The 15,995-nt window shown below is 67.7% G+C and carries 15 protein-coding genes; 10 read left to right on the top strand and 5 right to left on the bottom strand.

The window, feature by feature from the left end:
- Positions 1–200: 200 nt before the first annotated feature.
- Positions 201–1,109, top strand: a complete 909-nt coding sequence (locus tag IEW24_RS27985; protein WP_244644715.1) for a DMT family transporter — start codon at positions 201–203, stop codon at positions 1,107–1,109.
- 3 nt (positions 1,110–1,112) lie between these two features.
- Here the strand turns inward: IEW24_RS27985 and hisS are convergent, their stop codons facing one another.
- The 4 genes from hisS to IEW24_RS27965 all read right to left on the bottom strand — a co-directional run bounded on the left by hisS (position 1,113) and on the right by IEW24_RS27965 (position 4,758).
- On the bottom strand, positions 1,113–2,621 hold the full coding sequence (gene hisS, locus IEW24_RS27980) for a histidine--tRNA ligase (RefSeq protein ID WP_188584210.1): 1,509 nt from the start codon (positions 2,619–2,621) through the stop codon (positions 1,113–1,115).
- A gap of 56 nt (positions 2,622–2,677) precedes the next feature.
- Positions 2,678–3,490: an MOSC domain-containing protein gene (locus tag IEW24_RS27975; RefSeq protein WP_188584209.1), complete on the bottom strand. Its 813-nt coding sequence runs from the start codon at positions 3,488–3,490 to the stop codon at positions 2,678–2,680.
- Between the two features lie 96 nt (positions 3,491–3,586).
- Positions 3,587–4,072: a hypothetical protein gene (locus tag IEW24_RS27970; protein ID WP_188584208.1), complete on the bottom strand. Its 486-nt coding sequence runs from the start codon at positions 4,070–4,072 to the stop codon at positions 3,587–3,589.
- 101 nt (positions 4,073–4,173) lie between these two features.
- The gene (locus tag IEW24_RS27965; RefSeq protein WP_188584207.1) at positions 4,174–4,758 is read right to left on the bottom strand and encodes a TetR/AcrR family transcriptional regulator; all 585 of its coding nucleotides are present in this window, start codon (positions 4,756–4,758) and stop codon (positions 4,174–4,176) included.
- A 123-nt stretch (positions 4,759–4,881) separates the two neighbouring features.
- Here IEW24_RS27965 and IEW24_RS27960 point away from each other — a divergent pair, with 123 nt between their 5' ends.
- Positions 4,882–5,337: a PaaI family thioesterase gene (locus IEW24_RS27960; RefSeq protein ID WP_188584206.1), complete on the top strand. Its 456-nt coding sequence runs from the start codon at positions 4,882–4,884 to the stop codon at positions 5,335–5,337.
- Positions 5,338–5,448: 111 nt separating this feature from the next.
- The gene (locus IEW24_RS27955) at positions 5,449–6,324 is read left to right on the top strand and encodes a hypothetical protein (protein ID WP_188584205.1); all 876 of its coding nucleotides are present in this window, start codon (positions 5,449–5,451) and stop codon (positions 6,322–6,324) included.
- 66 nt (positions 6,325–6,390) lie between these two features.
- Here IEW24_RS27955 and IEW24_RS27950 read toward each other — a convergent pair whose 3' ends face one another.
- Entirely contained in the window at positions 6,391–7,608 is a 1,218-nt protein-coding gene (locus IEW24_RS27950; protein ID WP_188584250.1) for a ubiquinone biosynthesis hydroxylase, read from the bottom strand.
- A gap of 331 nt (positions 7,609–7,939) precedes the next feature.
- On the opposite strand from IEW24_RS27950, the gene tesB reads away from it, so the two are divergent.
- The 7 genes from tesB (at position 7,940) to IEW24_RS27915 (ending at position 15,728) form a co-directional block, all read left to right on the top strand.
- Complete coding sequence (gene tesB, locus IEW24_RS27945; RefSeq protein ID WP_188584204.1) at positions 7,940–8,803, top strand: acyl-CoA thioesterase II; 864 nt, start codon at positions 7,940–7,942, stop codon at positions 8,801–8,803.
- A 260-nt stretch (positions 8,804–9,063) separates the two neighbouring features.
- Positions 9,064–9,402, top strand: a complete 339-nt coding sequence (locus tag IEW24_RS27940; protein WP_188584203.1) for a P-II family nitrogen regulator — start codon at positions 9,064–9,066, stop codon at positions 9,400–9,402.
- A gap of 28 nt (positions 9,403–9,430) precedes the next feature.
- On the top strand, positions 9,431–10,915 hold the full coding sequence (locus IEW24_RS27935; protein WP_188584202.1) for an ammonium transporter: 1,485 nt from the start codon (positions 9,431–9,433) through the stop codon (positions 10,913–10,915).
- Between the two features lie 339 nt (positions 10,916–11,254).
- The gene (lspA, locus tag IEW24_RS27930) at positions 11,255–11,800 is read left to right on the top strand and encodes a signal peptidase II (protein WP_188584201.1); all 546 of its coding nucleotides are present in this window, start codon (positions 11,255–11,257) and stop codon (positions 11,798–11,800) included.
- A gap of 127 nt (positions 11,801–11,927) precedes the next feature.
- On the top strand, positions 11,928–12,605 hold the full coding sequence (locus IEW24_RS27925) for a hypothetical protein (protein ID WP_188584200.1): 678 nt from the start codon (positions 11,928–11,930) through the stop codon (positions 12,603–12,605).
- A 361-nt stretch (positions 12,606–12,966) separates the two neighbouring features.
- Positions 12,967–14,331 (top strand): M16 family metallopeptidase, encoded by a 1,365-nt coding sequence (locus IEW24_RS27920; RefSeq protein WP_188584249.1) that lies wholly within the window; start codon positions 12,967–12,969, stop codon positions 14,329–14,331.
- Positions 14,328–15,728 carry a M16 family metallopeptidase gene (locus IEW24_RS27915; RefSeq protein WP_244644714.1) on the top strand — a complete coding sequence of 467 codons (1,401 nt, stop codon included), beginning with the start codon at positions 14,328–14,330 and terminating at the stop codon, positions 15,726–15,728. Before IEW24_RS27920 ends, IEW24_RS27915 begins: the two co-directional genes overlap by 4 nt.
- Positions 15,729–15,995: the final 267 nt, after the last annotated feature.

The raw sequence follows: 15,995 nt of genomic DNA, 5'->3' as shown, positions 1-15,995 counted from the left end.
GAAATCGCACCCGGTTCCGGAACGCGCGGCACGCCCCTCGAGACCGGGACGAAGTGCCGCTGCCGCAAGGGCGCCAGGGACAACGCGCGGGCATTCTTCACCCGCGCCAATGGATGACATCAGCACTTCTCGTTTTTGTCTGGCGGCAATGCCGTGTAGCCCGGTCGTGCCGGGATGCTCTCCGGCCGTCAGGTGCCATTTTGACCCCATCGTCCCGCGTCTCCCTCGGCCTGCTGCTCGGTTTCATTGGCATCGTCATCTTCGGTGCCACGCTGCCGGCAACGCGGCTCGCGTTGACCGGCGGGCTCGATCCGCTGTTCATCACCTTCGGCCGCGCCGCACTGGCCGGGCTGCTGGCGCTGCCCCTGCTGCTGATCCGCAGACGAGTGCCGTGGCGCGGTCACAAAGGCGCGGTGCGTGATCTCCTCATAGTCATCGCCAGCCTGATGCTGGCCTTTCCGCTGCTCATGGGCTTCGGCCTCACCACCGTTCCGGCGAGTCATGCGGGTGTGGTGCTGGGGCTGCTGCCCATCGCCACCACCTTCGGCGCCATGGCGTTCGCGGGCGAACGACCGAGCGCGGCCTTCCTCGGCTTCAGCTTTCTGGGCGCGGGACTGGTGGTGACGTTCGCCGCGCGCAATGGCGGGCTCGACCGCTTTGGCGCGGGCGACATCCTGCTGGCGGGCTCGGTGATCGCCTGCGGCATCGGCTATCCGGTGAGCGCACGGCTTGCCCGCATCATGCAGGGTTGGGAGGTCATCGCCTGGGCGCTGGCGCTCGCTTTGCCGCTGATGCTGCCGATGGCGATCCTGTTGCGACCGCAGGACATCTCCGCCGTGCCGGGGGAGGCGTGGACGGGCTTCCTTTATGTGGCCGTGATGAGCCAGTTCATCGGCTTTTTCTTCTGGAACGCCGGCATGGCCATGGGCGGGGTAGCACGGGTGGCACAGGTGCAGTTGCTGCAGACCTTCGTCACCGTGGGGCTTGCGTGGCCCGTCAATGGCGAGCGGCTGGACCTGGAGACGGTGCTGTTCGCCGTGGCGGTGGTGGCCGTCGTCGCGCTGGGCCGCAAGGCCAAGGTGGCCGGGGCGCCGGCCCCGGCCGAGTAAAGGTCAGTCCGCCAACCCCAGCGTCGGCTCGGCGCGGCGTTCCAGAATGCCGCGGATGGCATCCACCATCTCATCTTCCTTCACCGAGAACTGCGCCGGACGGGCGGAGCGGTATTCGGCATGGTCGGCGATGGAGGCGGCGATCTTCGCGCCCTCCACCAGATCCTTGATCTGGACCTCGCCGGCGTCCTTTTCGTTCGAACCCTGAATGATGACGGCCGGCGCGTTGCGCTTGTCGGCATATTTCATCTGGGGCTTCATGCCGCCGCCACCGAGATACATCTCCGCGCGGATGCCGTTGGCGCGCAGCTTCGCCACCATGGCCATGTAGTCGGCGGCGCGATCGCGATCCATGACCAGGACCACCACCGGGCCGATCTCCGCATCGCTCTCCATCTTGCCGAGATGGGCGAGGGCATGCAGCAGGCGCGAGACGCCGATGGAGAAGCCGGTGGCCGGCACCGGCTCGCCCCGGAAGCGCGCCACGAGGCCGTCATAGCGCCCGCCGCCCGCCACCGAGCCGAAGCGCACGGGGCGGCCCTTCTCGTCCTTCACCTCGAAGGTGAGTTCGGCCTCATAGACCGGGCCGGTGTAATATTCGAGGCCGCGCACCACCGAGGGGTCGATGACGATGCGCCCGTCGTCATAGCCGCCAGCAGCCACGAGGGCCGCGATCTCGCGCAGCTCGGCGATGCCGGCAAGGCCGGTCTCGCTCGATCCCACCACGTCTACCAGCTTGGCCAACCCCTCGGTGCCGGTGCCGGCATTGACGAAGGCAAGCACCTTGTCGATGGCGTCGTCGTCCAGCCCCGCGCCCTTGGTGAAGTCGCCGCTCTGGTCCTTGGGGTTCTCCCAGCGGCCCGCGCCCAGCAGGTCGCGCACGCCGGAGGCGCCGATCTTGTCCAGCTTGTCGATAGCCCGCAGCACGATCAGGCGCTTGCCCGCATTCTCCGCGCCGCCGAGGCCGATAGCCTCCAGCACGCCGTCGAGCACCTTGCGGTTGTTGATCTTGATGACGAAGTCGCCGCGCGCGATGCCCACCGCCTCCAGCGTGTCGGCGGCCATCATGCAGATCTCGGCGTCCGCAGCCACCGTGGGCGCGCCCACCGTATCGGCATCGAACTGCATGAACTGGCGGAAGCGGCCCGGGCCGGGCTTCTCGTTCCGGAACACATAGCCGTTGCGATAGGAGCGGTAGGGCTTCGGCAGCTTGTCGAAATTCTCCGCCACGTAGCGGGCCAGCGGCGCCGTCAGGTCATAGCGCAGCGAGAGCCACTGCTCGTCATCGTCCTGGAAGGAGAAGACGCCCTCGTTGGGCCGATCCTGATCGGGCAGGAACTTGCCCAGCGCGTCGGTGTACTCGATGGCGGGGGTCTCCAGCGCCTCGAACCCGTACAGCTCGTAGACGGCGCGGATCTTCTCCAGCATGGCGCGGGTCGCGACCAGTTCCGCCCCACCGCGATCGGCGAGGCCGCGCGGCAGGCGCGCTTTCGGCTTGGTGTCGGAGGCCATGGGAAAATGCCTGTTCTTCTTGGAAATGTGAGGTCGCAAGACCGTTAGCGCGCCTCTTAAAGAAGGCGCGGCTGGGTCGCAAGTTTGGGCGCCGGGGCGCCGTCTGCGAGGCGGATGGCATCGCCGGGCCGGATGGTCCCGCCGCTCAGCACCTTGGCATAGATGCCGCAGTCCGCATGGCCATAAGCCTGCGCCAGCCCCTTCACCACATTGAGGTCGCGCTGTGCGGTATCCGGGTTCACGTTGGTGGCCGCGCAACGCACCGTGCGTTTCAGCACCTGAAGGCGCACGGTCTCGCCGATGGCAATGACGCGGCCAGCCATTTCCAGCTCGGAGCCCGCCTCCCAGCCGTCCAGCAGCAGGTTCATGCGGAAGCGGATGGGATCGACGGTGGTGCCCATGCGCGTCTCGAGGTCGCGCACGCTGGCGAGATTGAGCAGGGAGACGAAGCCGGCTTTCAGCGAATCCGTGAAGCGATGCCCCTCCGGCGAGCTCAGCACCTTCAACGGACCGTTGGCGTCATCGCCCATGTAGGCGGTGAAGAAGGCCTCGATGGCGGCGCAGCCCTCCGGCGTGGAGAGGTCGCCCTCGGCCAGCGTCCTGCCGTCCTGCGCCACGGTGAGGGTGGAGGTCGCCTGATCGTAGCGCGTGTCGAGGGCGGCCAGCTGTTCGTCGCGCATGAGCACGAGGAAGGCGGTCTTGGGCCGATATTCCGGGTTCGCCGCATCGAAGCCCGAGGGGCCGTTCTCGATGGCGTGGATGCGGTCGCCGGGAAACCATGTGCCGGGCTGAAGCGCGATCTCTCCCAACACCTCATGGGAGAGCCCCTTCACGGGGTAGCGGTGGATAGCGACAAGCTCTGCGGTCATGACGTCCCTCGGGCGGGGGGAGAGGCCCAAGGGCTCGCACCCGCCGAGGTGACGGTCAAGGGACGGGAGCGCAGGCCCGCCATGCGGTGGCCTGCATCAACGGATCGCCCTCTTCCCCTGCCGCGCCAGCACGAAGAGCTGGGTGCTGAGGCCGAGGATGAGCAGCACCAGCAGGCTGCCCTGCGCACCGAGCAGCAGAGGCGAATGCAGGTCGGTAACGAAGGGATGGCCGTCCGGCACGCGGCGCAGAATTTCCGTGACCGTGGGCAGCATGAGCAGGAAGGCGGTCAGGCTCAGAAAGATGGTCTCCGCATAGCGTCCGAGCCGCCCCAGCGGCAGGAAGCCGACGCCGAAGCCAGCGATGAGCAGAACGAGCGTGGCGCCGCCGATGCCGTAGCTCACCGGGGCATGGGCGACGAGGAAGACCGTGCCCCCGCCGACAGCCATGAAGAAGAAATAGGCCACGCCAGCCAGCGAACGTGGCTCGATGCGCCCATAACGGGCGAACATATAGAACATGAGCGGAATGGCGGGCAGGCTGCCCAGCGTGTGTAGCCAACCGAGGGGAGAGATGCCGAACATGGGAGACGTCCTTCTGTCTGAGGGCTTCTGAGAAGCTATCTACTAGTTGGTAGGCGAATAGATCTGTTTCGAGGCCTCGTGCGCAGCGTGCACGCGCCTTCTCAATGCGGGCGCACGAGGCGCTCCAGCAGCGGATGGGTGATGGTGGCGAACATGGACGGATCGCCATAGGCGCGGGCGGAAAGCATCGCGCCATGAACGGTGGCCAGAAATGCTTCGGCTTCCGCCTCGGGGGTGCCGGTCAGCCGCAAGCGGCCCTCGGCCACGCCGCGCGCCAGCACCTTGGTGAGCCATCCCGAGAACGTCCGGAAATGGGCCCGCACCTCGGCCACGACATCGGCAGGAAGAACGGGAATCTCGCAGGCCAGCAGCGCGCACAGGCAGAAGGGCGCACTGGCATCCGCGATGCAGGCTTCCCAATAGCCCACATAGGCCCTGAGCTGGTTCAGCGGGTCCGGCACATTGCGATCCACCGCCCCTATGCCGGCCGCCGCCTCGGCCCGGTAGCGGGCGACAAGCGTGCGAACGAGGTCGGACTTGGCCGGAAAATGATGATGGATGCTGGCCTTGCGGATGCCCACCACGGCCGCAATGTCGGCATAGCTGAAGCCGTTGTAACCACCCGAGACGATGAGCGTCCGGGCGCAATCTAGAATGTCGTCGGCGGTGGTCGAGGGGCGAGTCATTCCACATACCTACCTTCTAGTAGGCAGACTGACAAGTGCCCCCACAAATCCCTCTTGTCCAAAGTCCCGTCCCGGTGCTTCTGGGAAGCAGCGGATACTGATCCGACAGTGGGGAAAACGCCGATGCCAGCCTTTGAGCCTGCCGATCCCGATTTCGAGCGCCGGGTACGCGAGAGTTTCGCACGCCAGCCCTTCATGACGACGCTGGGGGCGGAACTGGTCACGGTGACGCCGGGTCGGGTGGAAGTGGTGCTGCCCTATCAGGCGGGCGTCACCCAGCAGCACGGCTTCTTCCATGGCGGGGCCGTGGGCGCCATTGCCGATTCGGCGGGCGGCTACGCGGCCTTCACGCTGTTTCCGGCCGCGTCCACGGTGCTGACGGTGGAATACAAGATCAACATCATGGTGCCCGGCAATGGCGAGTTTCTGGTGGCGGTGGGCGAGGTGCTGCGCAACGGCCGCACCCTTACCATCGCTCGGGTCGACGTGTTCGGCGTGGCCGGCAGCAAGCGCACACTCTGTGCCACCTCCACCCAGACACTGATCTGCCTCCAGAACCGCAGCGACAGCCCGGCCTGAGAGTCAGCGGTTCGAGCCAGGCCGGTGGCGCAAGCTCAGGACAAGGAGCCGGGTTTAGCATCGCGGAGCATACATCCTCGTCCCCGCAGCCCCCTCGGAAAGGAGGGCACGATGCCGCTTCAGCTCGCCGCCCCCTCCCCCCGTGGTCGCTTGCCGCAACAAGCCACGGCCTCCGGCCGCCTGGCGCTCTGGACCGCCGGCCTCACGCTGGCCGGACTGCTCGCAGCAAGCCCGGCCTTTCCGCAGGATTTCACCTTCCAGCCGGCGCCCCCACCCGCGCCCTATGATCTGCCCGGCGTCACGCCCGAGGTGCGCGGCTTCACCCCCGGCATGCCGGAAGCGGAGGCGCGCGCGGCGCTGATGAAAGCCTATCCCGGCCGCGTCACGCCGGCGCCGCAGGTGGCCGTGACCTTCATGCGCGATGGCATGGTGGTGCGCTCACGTCCCGTGCCCGCTCAGATCATGGCACGCAGCGAGACACCGGGCGCGCGGGAGGACATCCAGCTCACCTTTGGCCTCCCCACCACGGGCAGCCCGGTGCTCGGCATCCAGCGGCGGGTGGAGTTCCCGAACCTGTCCGCCGCCCCCCGTGGCGAGGAACTTGAGGCGCAACTGATCGAGAAATACGGCCCGCCCTCGTCCCAGCGTGCGGACGCGTTGCGCAGCACGGTGACACTGGTCTGGCTGTACGGCGCCGGCAAGATGCAGCCCTGCGGCCGGGACCGGATGCCGCTCTGCCCCTATGTGGCGGCGAACTTCGCCATCGCCCGGCTGGAAGCCTATCGGCAGGCGTTGGAGGAAAAGCACGAGCTGATGATCCAGGTGGATCTCATCGCCCAGCCGCAGGATCGGGCCCGGGTGCGCAGCTTCAAGACCACGCTCGCCGATAATCGGGGTGCGGTGGCCACCTACGCGGCGGCCGAGATGCAGATGTTGAGCGCGGCCGACATGCGGGCCGGCGAGAACGACGACACGCCGGGGCAATAGCAAGGGCTGGACCGAAAAGCCGGCCCTGCCCTTGCGGGGGCGGCACGCCCTGGCAGGCCGCTTCCCTCAGAGCGCCTCGCCGCGCAGCAGTTTCGGCACCGTGCCGCCAAGGCCGGCGGCGTCGCGGATGAAGAACTGCTTCAGGCGCGGCAGCCGGTCCACCACCCCAAGCCCGATGTCGCGCACAATGCGCAAGGCATCCGACTGGTTGGAGAACAGCTTGTTCAGCGTGTCGCTGGCCATGCCCATGGCGAAGGTGTCGAAGCGGCGCCAGCGCTGGTAACGCTCCAGCACCTGCGGCGAGGCGAAGTCGAGGCCGACACGGGCGGCGTCCGTCATCGCTTCCGCCAGCGCCGCCACGTCGCGCAGGCCCATGTTGAGGCCCTGCCCGGCGATGGGATGGATGCGGTGCGCCGCATCGCCCACAAGCGCGAACCGCTCGCCGATGAATGTGCGGGCCATGGCAAAGCCCAGCGGATAGACCTGCGGCTTGCCCTCCACCTTCACCCAGCCGAGCTTGTGGCCGAAACGCTGCTCCAGTTCCTCCTGGAAGCGATAGTCCGGCAGATCCGCCAGCCGCCGCGCATCCTCGGTCTTCTCGGTCCAGACGATGGAGGCGCGGTTGCCCGGCAGCGGCAGGGTGGCAAAGGGGCCGGCGGGCAGGAAATGCTCGATCGCCTCGCCATGATGCGGGCGCTCATGCTCCACCGTGAAGGTCATGGCGGACTGGCCATACTCCCACTCCGTGCAGGTGATGCCGGCGAGGCTGCGCAGGCGGGACCGCGCGCCGTCGCAGGCCACCAGCAGGGACGCGCGCACGGTGGCGCCATCGCCCCCCGTCACCGTCACGCCGGAGCGGTCGGTGACGAAACCGGAGACGGGCGCGGTGCGCATGTCGAGGCCGGCACGGATGGCGGCATCGGTCAGCGCCTGCTGAAGTATGGCGTTGGGCACCATGTAGGCGAAGGGCTCGCCGGGCTCCACGTCGCCGTCGAAGGTCAGGAAGACGGGCCGGGCGGTGTCGCGCGTGCGGCTGTCGGTCACGGTCATGATGGTCATGGGCTGGGCGGCCTCGCCCACCTGCTGCCACACGCCGAGCACCGTCAGCAGGCGGCGCGCACCGGCAGCGATGGCCGAGCAGCGCTTGTCGCCGGTCAGCGGCTTGCCGAAGCCGGGGTCATAGACGGTGATGGCGGCATCCCGGCCGAGGCCCTCCTTCAGGGCCAGCGCCAGGCTGAGCCCGCCGAGGCCGCCGCCCGCGATCACCACGTCGGCCTTCTCCATACCGGCCGCTGCCGTGGAGGCCTTCGCCGCGTTGCCTGCCGTGCCGTCCATACCCATGCCTCTCTCCCATCGGCCCCTGCGGGCCGGAACTCACGAAACGCCGCCCTTTGGGCGAAGCTTCGGCACCGACACCTCTAGGGCGAAACGGCCCGGAGGTGAAATGGCCCAAGGGACATCACCCCCGGCTTAAGTCATCGCCCCGATGACCGCGCACAAGACCCCACACATCGGAGCCCCGCTGCAAAGCTTGACGCGACCTGCCGCCGCATGGCTGGTTCACGGTCATGGCCGGCGATAAACCGGCTGCATTGCCCCGCCGCGAGTATGCCCCATGTCCGACGTCGATACCCTTCTTGCCATCCTCGATCTGGAGCCATTGGAGATCAATCTGTTCCGGGGTCGCAGCGGATCTCCCGGCGGAGGCCGCGTGTTCGGTGGGCAAGTGGTGGCGCAGGCGTTGGTGGCGGCAGAGCGCACGGTGGACGGAGATCGCCCCGCCCATTCCCTGCATGGCTATTTCCTGCTGGGCGGCGATCCGCGCATCCCCATCGTCTATGAGGTGGACCGCATCCGCGACGGCAAGAGCTTCACCACGCGGCGGGTGGTGGCCATCCAGCACGGCAAGGCCATCTTCTCCATGGCGGTCTCGTTCCAGGTGCGGGAAGACGGCATCTCCCATCAGGATGTCATGCCCAAGGTGCCGCAGCCGGAAGAGCTGCCCTCCGATACGACATGGCGCGAGCAGCTGCTGGCCCGCTTCCCGGCTTCCGCCAGCCGCGACTGGATGGCGTTGCAGGCCATTGAGGTGAAGCCGGTGGGCATGACCCCCGCCTTCCTGGCCGGCGAGGCCACCGACGTGAAACCCGGCATCTGGCTGCGCGCCAAGGAAAAGCTGCCCGACGACGAGGCGGTGCATCGGGCCATCCTGTCCTATGCCTCGGACCTGTCGCTGCTGCAGGCGGCGCTGGTGCCGCATGGGCGCAGCGTGTTCGATCCCGACCTGCAGGTGGCCAGTCTCGACCACGCCCTGTGGTTCCACCGGCCGTTCCGGGCGGACGAATGGCTGCTGTATGTCCAGGACAGTCCGTCGGCACAGGCGAGCCGGGGTTTTTGCCGCGGTGCCATATATACGCGCGAGGGCGTGCTGGTTGCTTCGGCGGTGCAAGAAGGTTTGATGCGCCTCCATGAGGGGTGACGCATAATTCGTAATCTCTGTGGATATTTTTTAGGCATAAAAAGAGGCAAGTTCGCGGCGAACGCGTGTTCCAGAGGTCCTTGGCGAGAAAATAAGCACGCACTCGCGTAATCCCCCTGAATTGGCACACTCCTTGATTGCGTCTGTCCCAGGCTCGCCGTCGCGGCCGGGGATTTCCCCGTCCCCACGTGGCGGAGCCCGACAGAAACGCCGGCCGGATCCGTCGGATCGGGGGGCATTACGGGGACAGGGACCGATCCATGAAGATCGTGATGGCCATCATAAAGCCGTTCAAGCTGGAAGAGGTGCGTGACGCCCTCACCGGCATCGGGGTGCACGGGCTCACCGTTACGGAAGTGAAGGGTTACGGCCGGCAGAAAGGTCACACCGAGATCTATCGCGGCGCCGAATATGCCGTGAGCTTCCTGCCGAAGCTGAAGATCGAGGTGGCGGTGCCGTCCGATCAGGTCGCCAAGGTGGTCGAGGCCATTACCGCCTCCGCAAAGACCGGCCAGATCGGCGACGGGAAGATTTTCGTCTTCCAGATCGAGCACGCGGTGCGCATCCGCACCGGCGAAACCGACGCCGACGCGCTCTGACCTTTTCTCATTTCAGGAGCCATTTTCCATGAATCTCAAGACGTGGTCCCGCGTGGGTATTCCCGCGCTTCTTGCGGCGAGCGCGCTGGCGCTGCCGGTGCTGGCGCAGACCGCCACCCCGGCCCCGGACGCCGCCGCGGCCGCTGCCGCCGCCCCGGTCATCAACAAGGGCGACACCGCCTGGATGCTGGTGTCCGCCATCCTCGTGCTCGCCATGTCCGTGCCGGGCTTGGCCCTGTTCTACGGCGGCCTCGTCCGCTCCAAGAACATGCTCTCCGTGCTGATGCAGGTCTTCTACTCGGTGGCCATCGTCGGCATCATCTGGGTGCTGTACGGCTACTCGCTGGCCTTCACCGGCGGCAACGACTTCTTCGGCGGCTTCTCCAAGGCCTTCCTGAAGGGCGTCACCGTCGAATCCGCCGGCGGCACCTTCTCCGTGGGCGTGGCCATTCCGGAACTGGTGTTCGTCGCTTTCCAGATGACCTTCGCCATGATCACCCCGGCCCTCATCTTCGGCGCCTTCGCTGAGCGCGTGAAGTTCTCGGCGGTGGTGCTCTTCGTGCCGCTCTGGGTCACTTTCATCTACTTCCCCATGGCCCACATGGTCTGGTACTGGGCCGGCCCGGATGCGGTCGACGCCGCTGCCAAGGCCCTCGCTGCCGCTGACGCGGGTGGCAAGGCCGCCGCTCAGGCTGCCCTCGACGCCGTGCTCAGCGACGCCGGCTTCCTCTACAAGATGGGCGCCATCGACTTCGCCGGCGGCACCGTGGTGCATATCAATGCCGGTATCGCCGCCCTCGTGGGCTGCCTGATCGTCGGCAAGCGCACCGGCTACGGCAAGGAGGCCTTCCAGCCTCACTCGCTCACCCTCACGCTGGTCGGCGCCGGCCTGCTGTGGGTCGGCTGGTTCGGCTTCAACGCCGGCTCCAACCTCGAAGCCAACGGCCTCACCGCGCTGGCCATGATGAACACCTTCATCGCCACCTGCGCCGCGGCCCTGTCGTGGATGATCGTGGAATGGCTCGCCAAGGGTAAGCCCTCCATGCTCGGCGTCGTGTCCGGCGCCATCGCCGGCCTCGTGGCCGTCACCCCGATGGCCGGCTTCGCCGGCATCATGGGCGCCCTCATCTCCGGCCTCGTCGTCGGCGTCGTCTGCTTCTTCTTCTGCACCACGGTGAAGAACGCCTTCGGCTATGACGACTCGCTGGACGTGTTCGGCGTCCACGGCGTCGGCGGCATCGTCGGCGCCATCGCCACCGGCATCGTCGTGAGCCCCGCCCTCGGCGGCACGGGCATCTACGACTACACCACCGGTGCGGTCGCCGAGTACAACATGGCCACCCAGGTCATCGCCCAGATCAAGGCGGTGCTGTTCACCATCGTGTGGTCGGGCGTCGGCTCCGCCATCGTCTTCTACATCGTGCACGCGGTCGTCGGCCTGCGCGCCACGGTGGAGAAGGAGCGCGAGGGTCTCGACATCACCGAGCACGGCGAGCGCGCCTACCACAGCTGAGCGGATGGGGCGGCGCGTGCGGCGCCGCCCTCTCACTCGAAAATGTGAGCTCATCGCCCGTTCCAGCGGGCCACCCAATAAAAAGAGGGGAACACGGGCCCCGGCTTACGAGCCGGGGCCTTTTCTTTGTCCACCGCGCGACACGCAAAGCCGCCCCGAGGCCCACGCGGGCGAGCATTGTCCGCGCCCCCATGCCCTTTCCCGGCGGCGGGCAGGCTGCTAGAAGCCCGCCATGGCTTGCACGATGCCCCTCGGGTCCGCACCTTCCGTCACCCTGCCGCACCTGCGCCGCATCCGGGCGTGCGCGATCAACGCCTGCACAGCCGCGGAGTGATCAGGATGAACGCGCTTCGACTGGGCATACTGTCGGCGCTGGCCACGCTTGTTCTCGATCAGGCATCCAAGACCGCCGTGCTGTCATGGTCCGAGAGCTGGGGCTCCCCCATCCGCACCATCACGCCCTTCCTCGATTTCGTGCAGCTCTGGAATTACGGCATCAGCTACGGCCTGTTCCAGCAGGGCGATACCGGGCGCTGGGTGCTGGTGGCCATCAAGGTGGGCGCGTCCATCGGCTTCGCCATCTGGCTCGCCCGCACCAGCCGCCGCTTGGAAGCCCTTGCGCTGGGCCTGCTCATCGGCGGGGCGCTCGGCAATGCGGTGGACCGGGTCGCCTATGGCGCGGTCTTCGACTTCGTGTCGCTCCACGCATTCGAGTACCGCTGGTACGTGTTTAACGTTGCCGACATCGCGGTCGTTGTCGGCGTGATGCTCCTTCTTTATGATGCGCTCTTCGCTCGCGCCTCAAAAACGCCGCCCTCTGAGGCGAGCGGTAGGGCGCGTTCGAGCGGCGGTGGCCCCGGCGGCGAGGGCAAGCCCTCCGCCTGAGGCCAATGGCATGGCCATCGGCGCGCATGCGGGCCTGATGGGGCGGCCCGCACACCGAAACGACGCGACCTAGACGCCGCGAACCAGAACACCGGGACCACGGACCCGAAAGACGGGAAAAGGACACATGCGGAAGATCACGAGACGGTCGCAGACCACCTCCCGGATGCGTGCGCTCCTCTTCGGCGCTTCGGCCATGGCGGCCCTGCCGCTGGCCACGGTCGTCACGCCCGCCGCAGCCGAAGACAATCAGGTTTTCTTCGGCACGCTGATGGAGGCCATCGGCCTCACCGAGCCCAACAAGCCCAACATCGATTATCGCGAGCGCGCGCCGCTGGTGGTGCCGCCCGCCGCCCACGCCACCGGCGAGGCCCTGCCCGCGCCGCGGAGCCGGGCCTCCACCACGCTGCCCAACTGGCCGAAAGATCCGGACGTGACCCGCGCCCAGCAGGCCGCCGCCAAGGACAGCAACGAGCCGGTGATGCGTTACGAGGACAAGCGCGACGTGCTGCTGCCCTCCGAGCTGAACAAGGGCCGCAAGGCCAATGCCAACCGTCTCGACGGTCCGGCCCAGCGCTATGAAGACAAGCGCGACATCATGTCGCCGAGCGAACTGGGCTTCACCTCCTGGTTCGGCATCACCAAGACCGACGAGAAGCCCATGGTCTTCACCGGCGAGCCGGCGCGCGAAAGCCTGACCCAGCCGCCGGTCGGCTATCAGACTCCGGCCCCCAACGCCCCCTATGGCGTGGTCGAGAAAAAGAACGAGCCGTTCAAGTTCCCGACCCTGTTCGACCGCCAGTGAGGCGCGGTGCCACGCGGCGGGACATCCCGCCGCCGCGCACCCGCCGGGGACGCCCCGCGCCCCGGCTTCTCCTTTTATCGCCAGCCCAGCCGTCCGCGCACCATCCGCGCGCCGATGCTCTCCCGGCCGGCCCGTGCGCCATCTTCCGCGCCCTGTGCCTCCCGGCCCGCATCAAAACCCCGCGACACCGTGCGCCTTGGCGCTGCACCCGGCGTGCCGATGGGGCACAGTGGCTGCAATCGTGCCTGCCCACCGCCATCGCATCCCTTGGCCGGCAAAGCAGGACACCCTATCTCTCTAGGAAGCGCGCGCCTTTTCCGGCGCGCCGTGGAACTGCCCCGTGAATGTGAGACGCCTCGCCATGGTCGCCATTTTTGCCGCCGGGACCGCCGCCGCGGCCTCCTCCGCCTCTGCCGCCGGCCCCGAAGTGGCTCAGTATGAGCTCGCCAACGGCTTCAAGGTCATGGTGATCCCCGACCACCGCACCCCGGTGGTCACGCACATGGTCTGGTATCAGGTGGGCTCCGCCGACGAGCAGCCCGGCAAGTCGGGCATCGCCCACTTCCTTGAGCATCTGATGTTCAAGGGCACCGAGAAGAACGCCCCCGGCGTGTTCTCGGCCGAGGTCGCCCGTCTGGGCGGGCAGGAGAATGCCTTCACCTCCACCGACTACACCGCCTATTTCCAGCGCGTCGCCAAGGATCACCTCGGCAAGGTGATGGCCTTCGAGGCCGACCGCATGACCGGCCTCCAGCTCACCGATGAGGTGGTGCTGCCCGAGCGCGACGTGGTGCTGGAAGAGCGCCGCATGCGCACCGACAACGATCCCGGTGCCCGTCTCGCCGAGGCCATGCAGGCCGCCACTTACGTGAACCATCCCTATCAGCACCCGATCATCGGCTGGGAGCACGAGATCAAGCAGCTGAACCGGGAGGATGCGCTCGCCTTCTACCGGCGCTTCTACGCCCCCAACAATGCCGTGCTGGTGGTGGCCGGCGACGTGGAGCCCGCCGCCGTGAAGGCGCTGGCGGAACAGACCTACGGCAAGGTCGCCCGCGCCGACACGCCGCCCCGCAACCGCCCTCAGGAGCCCGAACCGCGCGTCCATCGCCGCGTCTCCCTGTCCGACGCCCGCGTCGCCCAGCCGGTCCTCCAGCGTTCCTATCTCGTGCCGTCCTATCGCGTCGCCAAGGATGACGAGGGCGAGGCGCTGGACGTGCTCTCGCAGATCCTCGGCGGCGGCCAGACCGGCCGCCTTTATCGCGCGCTGGTGGTGGAGCAGGGCCTCGCCGCCGGTGCGGGCGCCTGGTATCAGGGCACGGCCTATGACGAGACCCGCTTCGGCTTCTCCGCCTCGCCGCGTCCGGGCGTCAGCCTCGACAAGCTGGAAGAGGCGCTCGACGCGGTGATCGCCAAGTTCGCCGCCGAAGGCCCGGACGAGCTGGAACTGGCCCGCGCCAAAACCCGGCTCACCGCTGATGCCATCTATGCCCGCGACAATCAGGCCACCCTGGCGCGCATCTACGGGGCTTCCTGGGCCACCGGCATGAGCGTCGATCAGGTCAATGCCTGGCCCGACCGGGTGAAGGCCATCACCGCCCAGCAGGTCAAGGACGCCGCCGCCCGCTATCTGGTGCTGAGCCGCGCCGTCACCGGCCACCTCACCCCGGCCGCCGCCGCGCCCCCGGCCAAGGACCCGGCAAAGCCGGCGGAGAACCGTTCGTGAGCGGCGCCGTCCTCCCCTTCCGTTCGACAGCGCGCCCGCACGGGCGCACATTCGGCGGGGCGCTCGCGGGCGCCGCCGCCCTTCTCTCCCTGATGGTAGCCATGTCGCTCGCGCTCCTGACCCCCACGCCGGCCCAGTCGCAGACCACGCGCATCACCAAAGTGACCAGCCCCGGCGGCATCGAGGCGTGGCTGGTGCACGACACCACCCTGCCCCTCATCGCCCTGGAGTTCGCCTTCATGGGCGGCGCGGCGCAGGATCCGGCTGATGTGCCCGGCGTCGCCAGCCTCGCCGCCTCGCTGCTGGACGAGGGTGCCGGCGACATGCCGGCCGAGGCCTTCCATCGCGAACTGGCGGACAAGGCCATCGAGCTGCATTTCGATGCCGGCCGCGACGAGGTGCGGGGCTCGGTCCGCACCCTGTCCGAGAACCGCGACACCGCCTTCGACCTGCTGCGTCTCGCGGTGACGCATCCGCGTTTCGACACCGAGGCGGTGGAGCGCATCCGCACCGCCCAGCTTGCCGCCTTGCGCCGCCGTTCCACGGAGCCGAACGCCATCGCCAGCCTGCAGTGGTTCGCGAAAGCCTTCCCGAACCATCCCTATGGCCGGCCGGTGGACGGCACGCTGGAGAGCGTGCCGAAGATCAACACCGACCATCTGGCCGCCTTCGCCGCGAAGAACCTCGCCCGCTCCAACCTCAAGGTGGCGGTGGTGGGTGACATCACGCCGGAGGAACTGGGCAAGCAGCTGGACCGCATCTTCGGGGCCCTGCCTGCGAACGCGACCCTGACCCCTGTGGCCAACGTGAAGCCGCAGGGCCTCGGCACCGTGGACGTGGTGCCGCTCGAGGTCTCGCAGTCGGTGGTGATGATCGGCACCGATGGCCTCGACCGGCAGGACAAGGACTTCATTCCGGCCTATGTGCTGAACCACATCCTCGGCGGCAGCGCCTTCTCCTCGCGCCTGTTCAAGGAAGTGCGCGAGGCGCGCGGCCTTGCCTATTCGGTCTATTCCTATCAGGTGGCGCTGGAGCATGTGGGCCTGTGGTTCGCCGGCACGGCCACCAAGAACGAGCGCACGGCGGAATCCCTGAAGATCATCGCCGAGGAATTCGCCAAGATCATCGATGAAGGCCCGAGCCAGACCGAGCTGGACGAGGCCAAGGCGTATCTGACCGGCAGCTACGCGCTGCGCTTCGACACCTCCTCCAAGGTGGCCGGGCAGTTGCTGCAGATCCAGATCGACAAGCTCGGCATCGACTATATCGACCGCCGCAACGCCCTCATCGAGGCGGTGACGCTGGACGACCTGAAGCGCGTCGCGGGTCGCCTCGCCAGCGCCAAGTCCACGCTCACCGTGGTGGTGGGCAAGCCCACCGGCCTCTCCGGCGGCTGACCGCCTTCCCCACTGCGTCCCGCCCGGGACGCAGTGGGTTGCCTTCGGCGGGACCTCGCGCGCTAACCATAAAAGCAAAGACAAGGCCTCAGGCGGCGTTCAGACGCCCCTTGCCCCTCCCCGAAGACATTTACTTTTTGTTATATACGCTGCCCGCTCAGCATCGGCCCCGTTCCCTGTCATTCGTCATGGATCACGGGCGCCGCGCATGCGGGACCGGCATCGGGTCCGGTCGGGCTGTCACAGGCCGATCGGCGAACCCGCCCG

The sequence above is a fragment of the Azorhizobium oxalatiphilum genome (assembly GCF_014635325.1).
Lineage (GTDB): Bacteria > Pseudomonadota > Alphaproteobacteria > Rhizobiales > Xanthobacteraceae > Azorhizobium > Azorhizobium oxalatiphilum.
The sequence above is the reverse complement of the archived record's forward strand: the minus strand, read 5'-3'. Positions and strand labels throughout refer to the sequence as shown.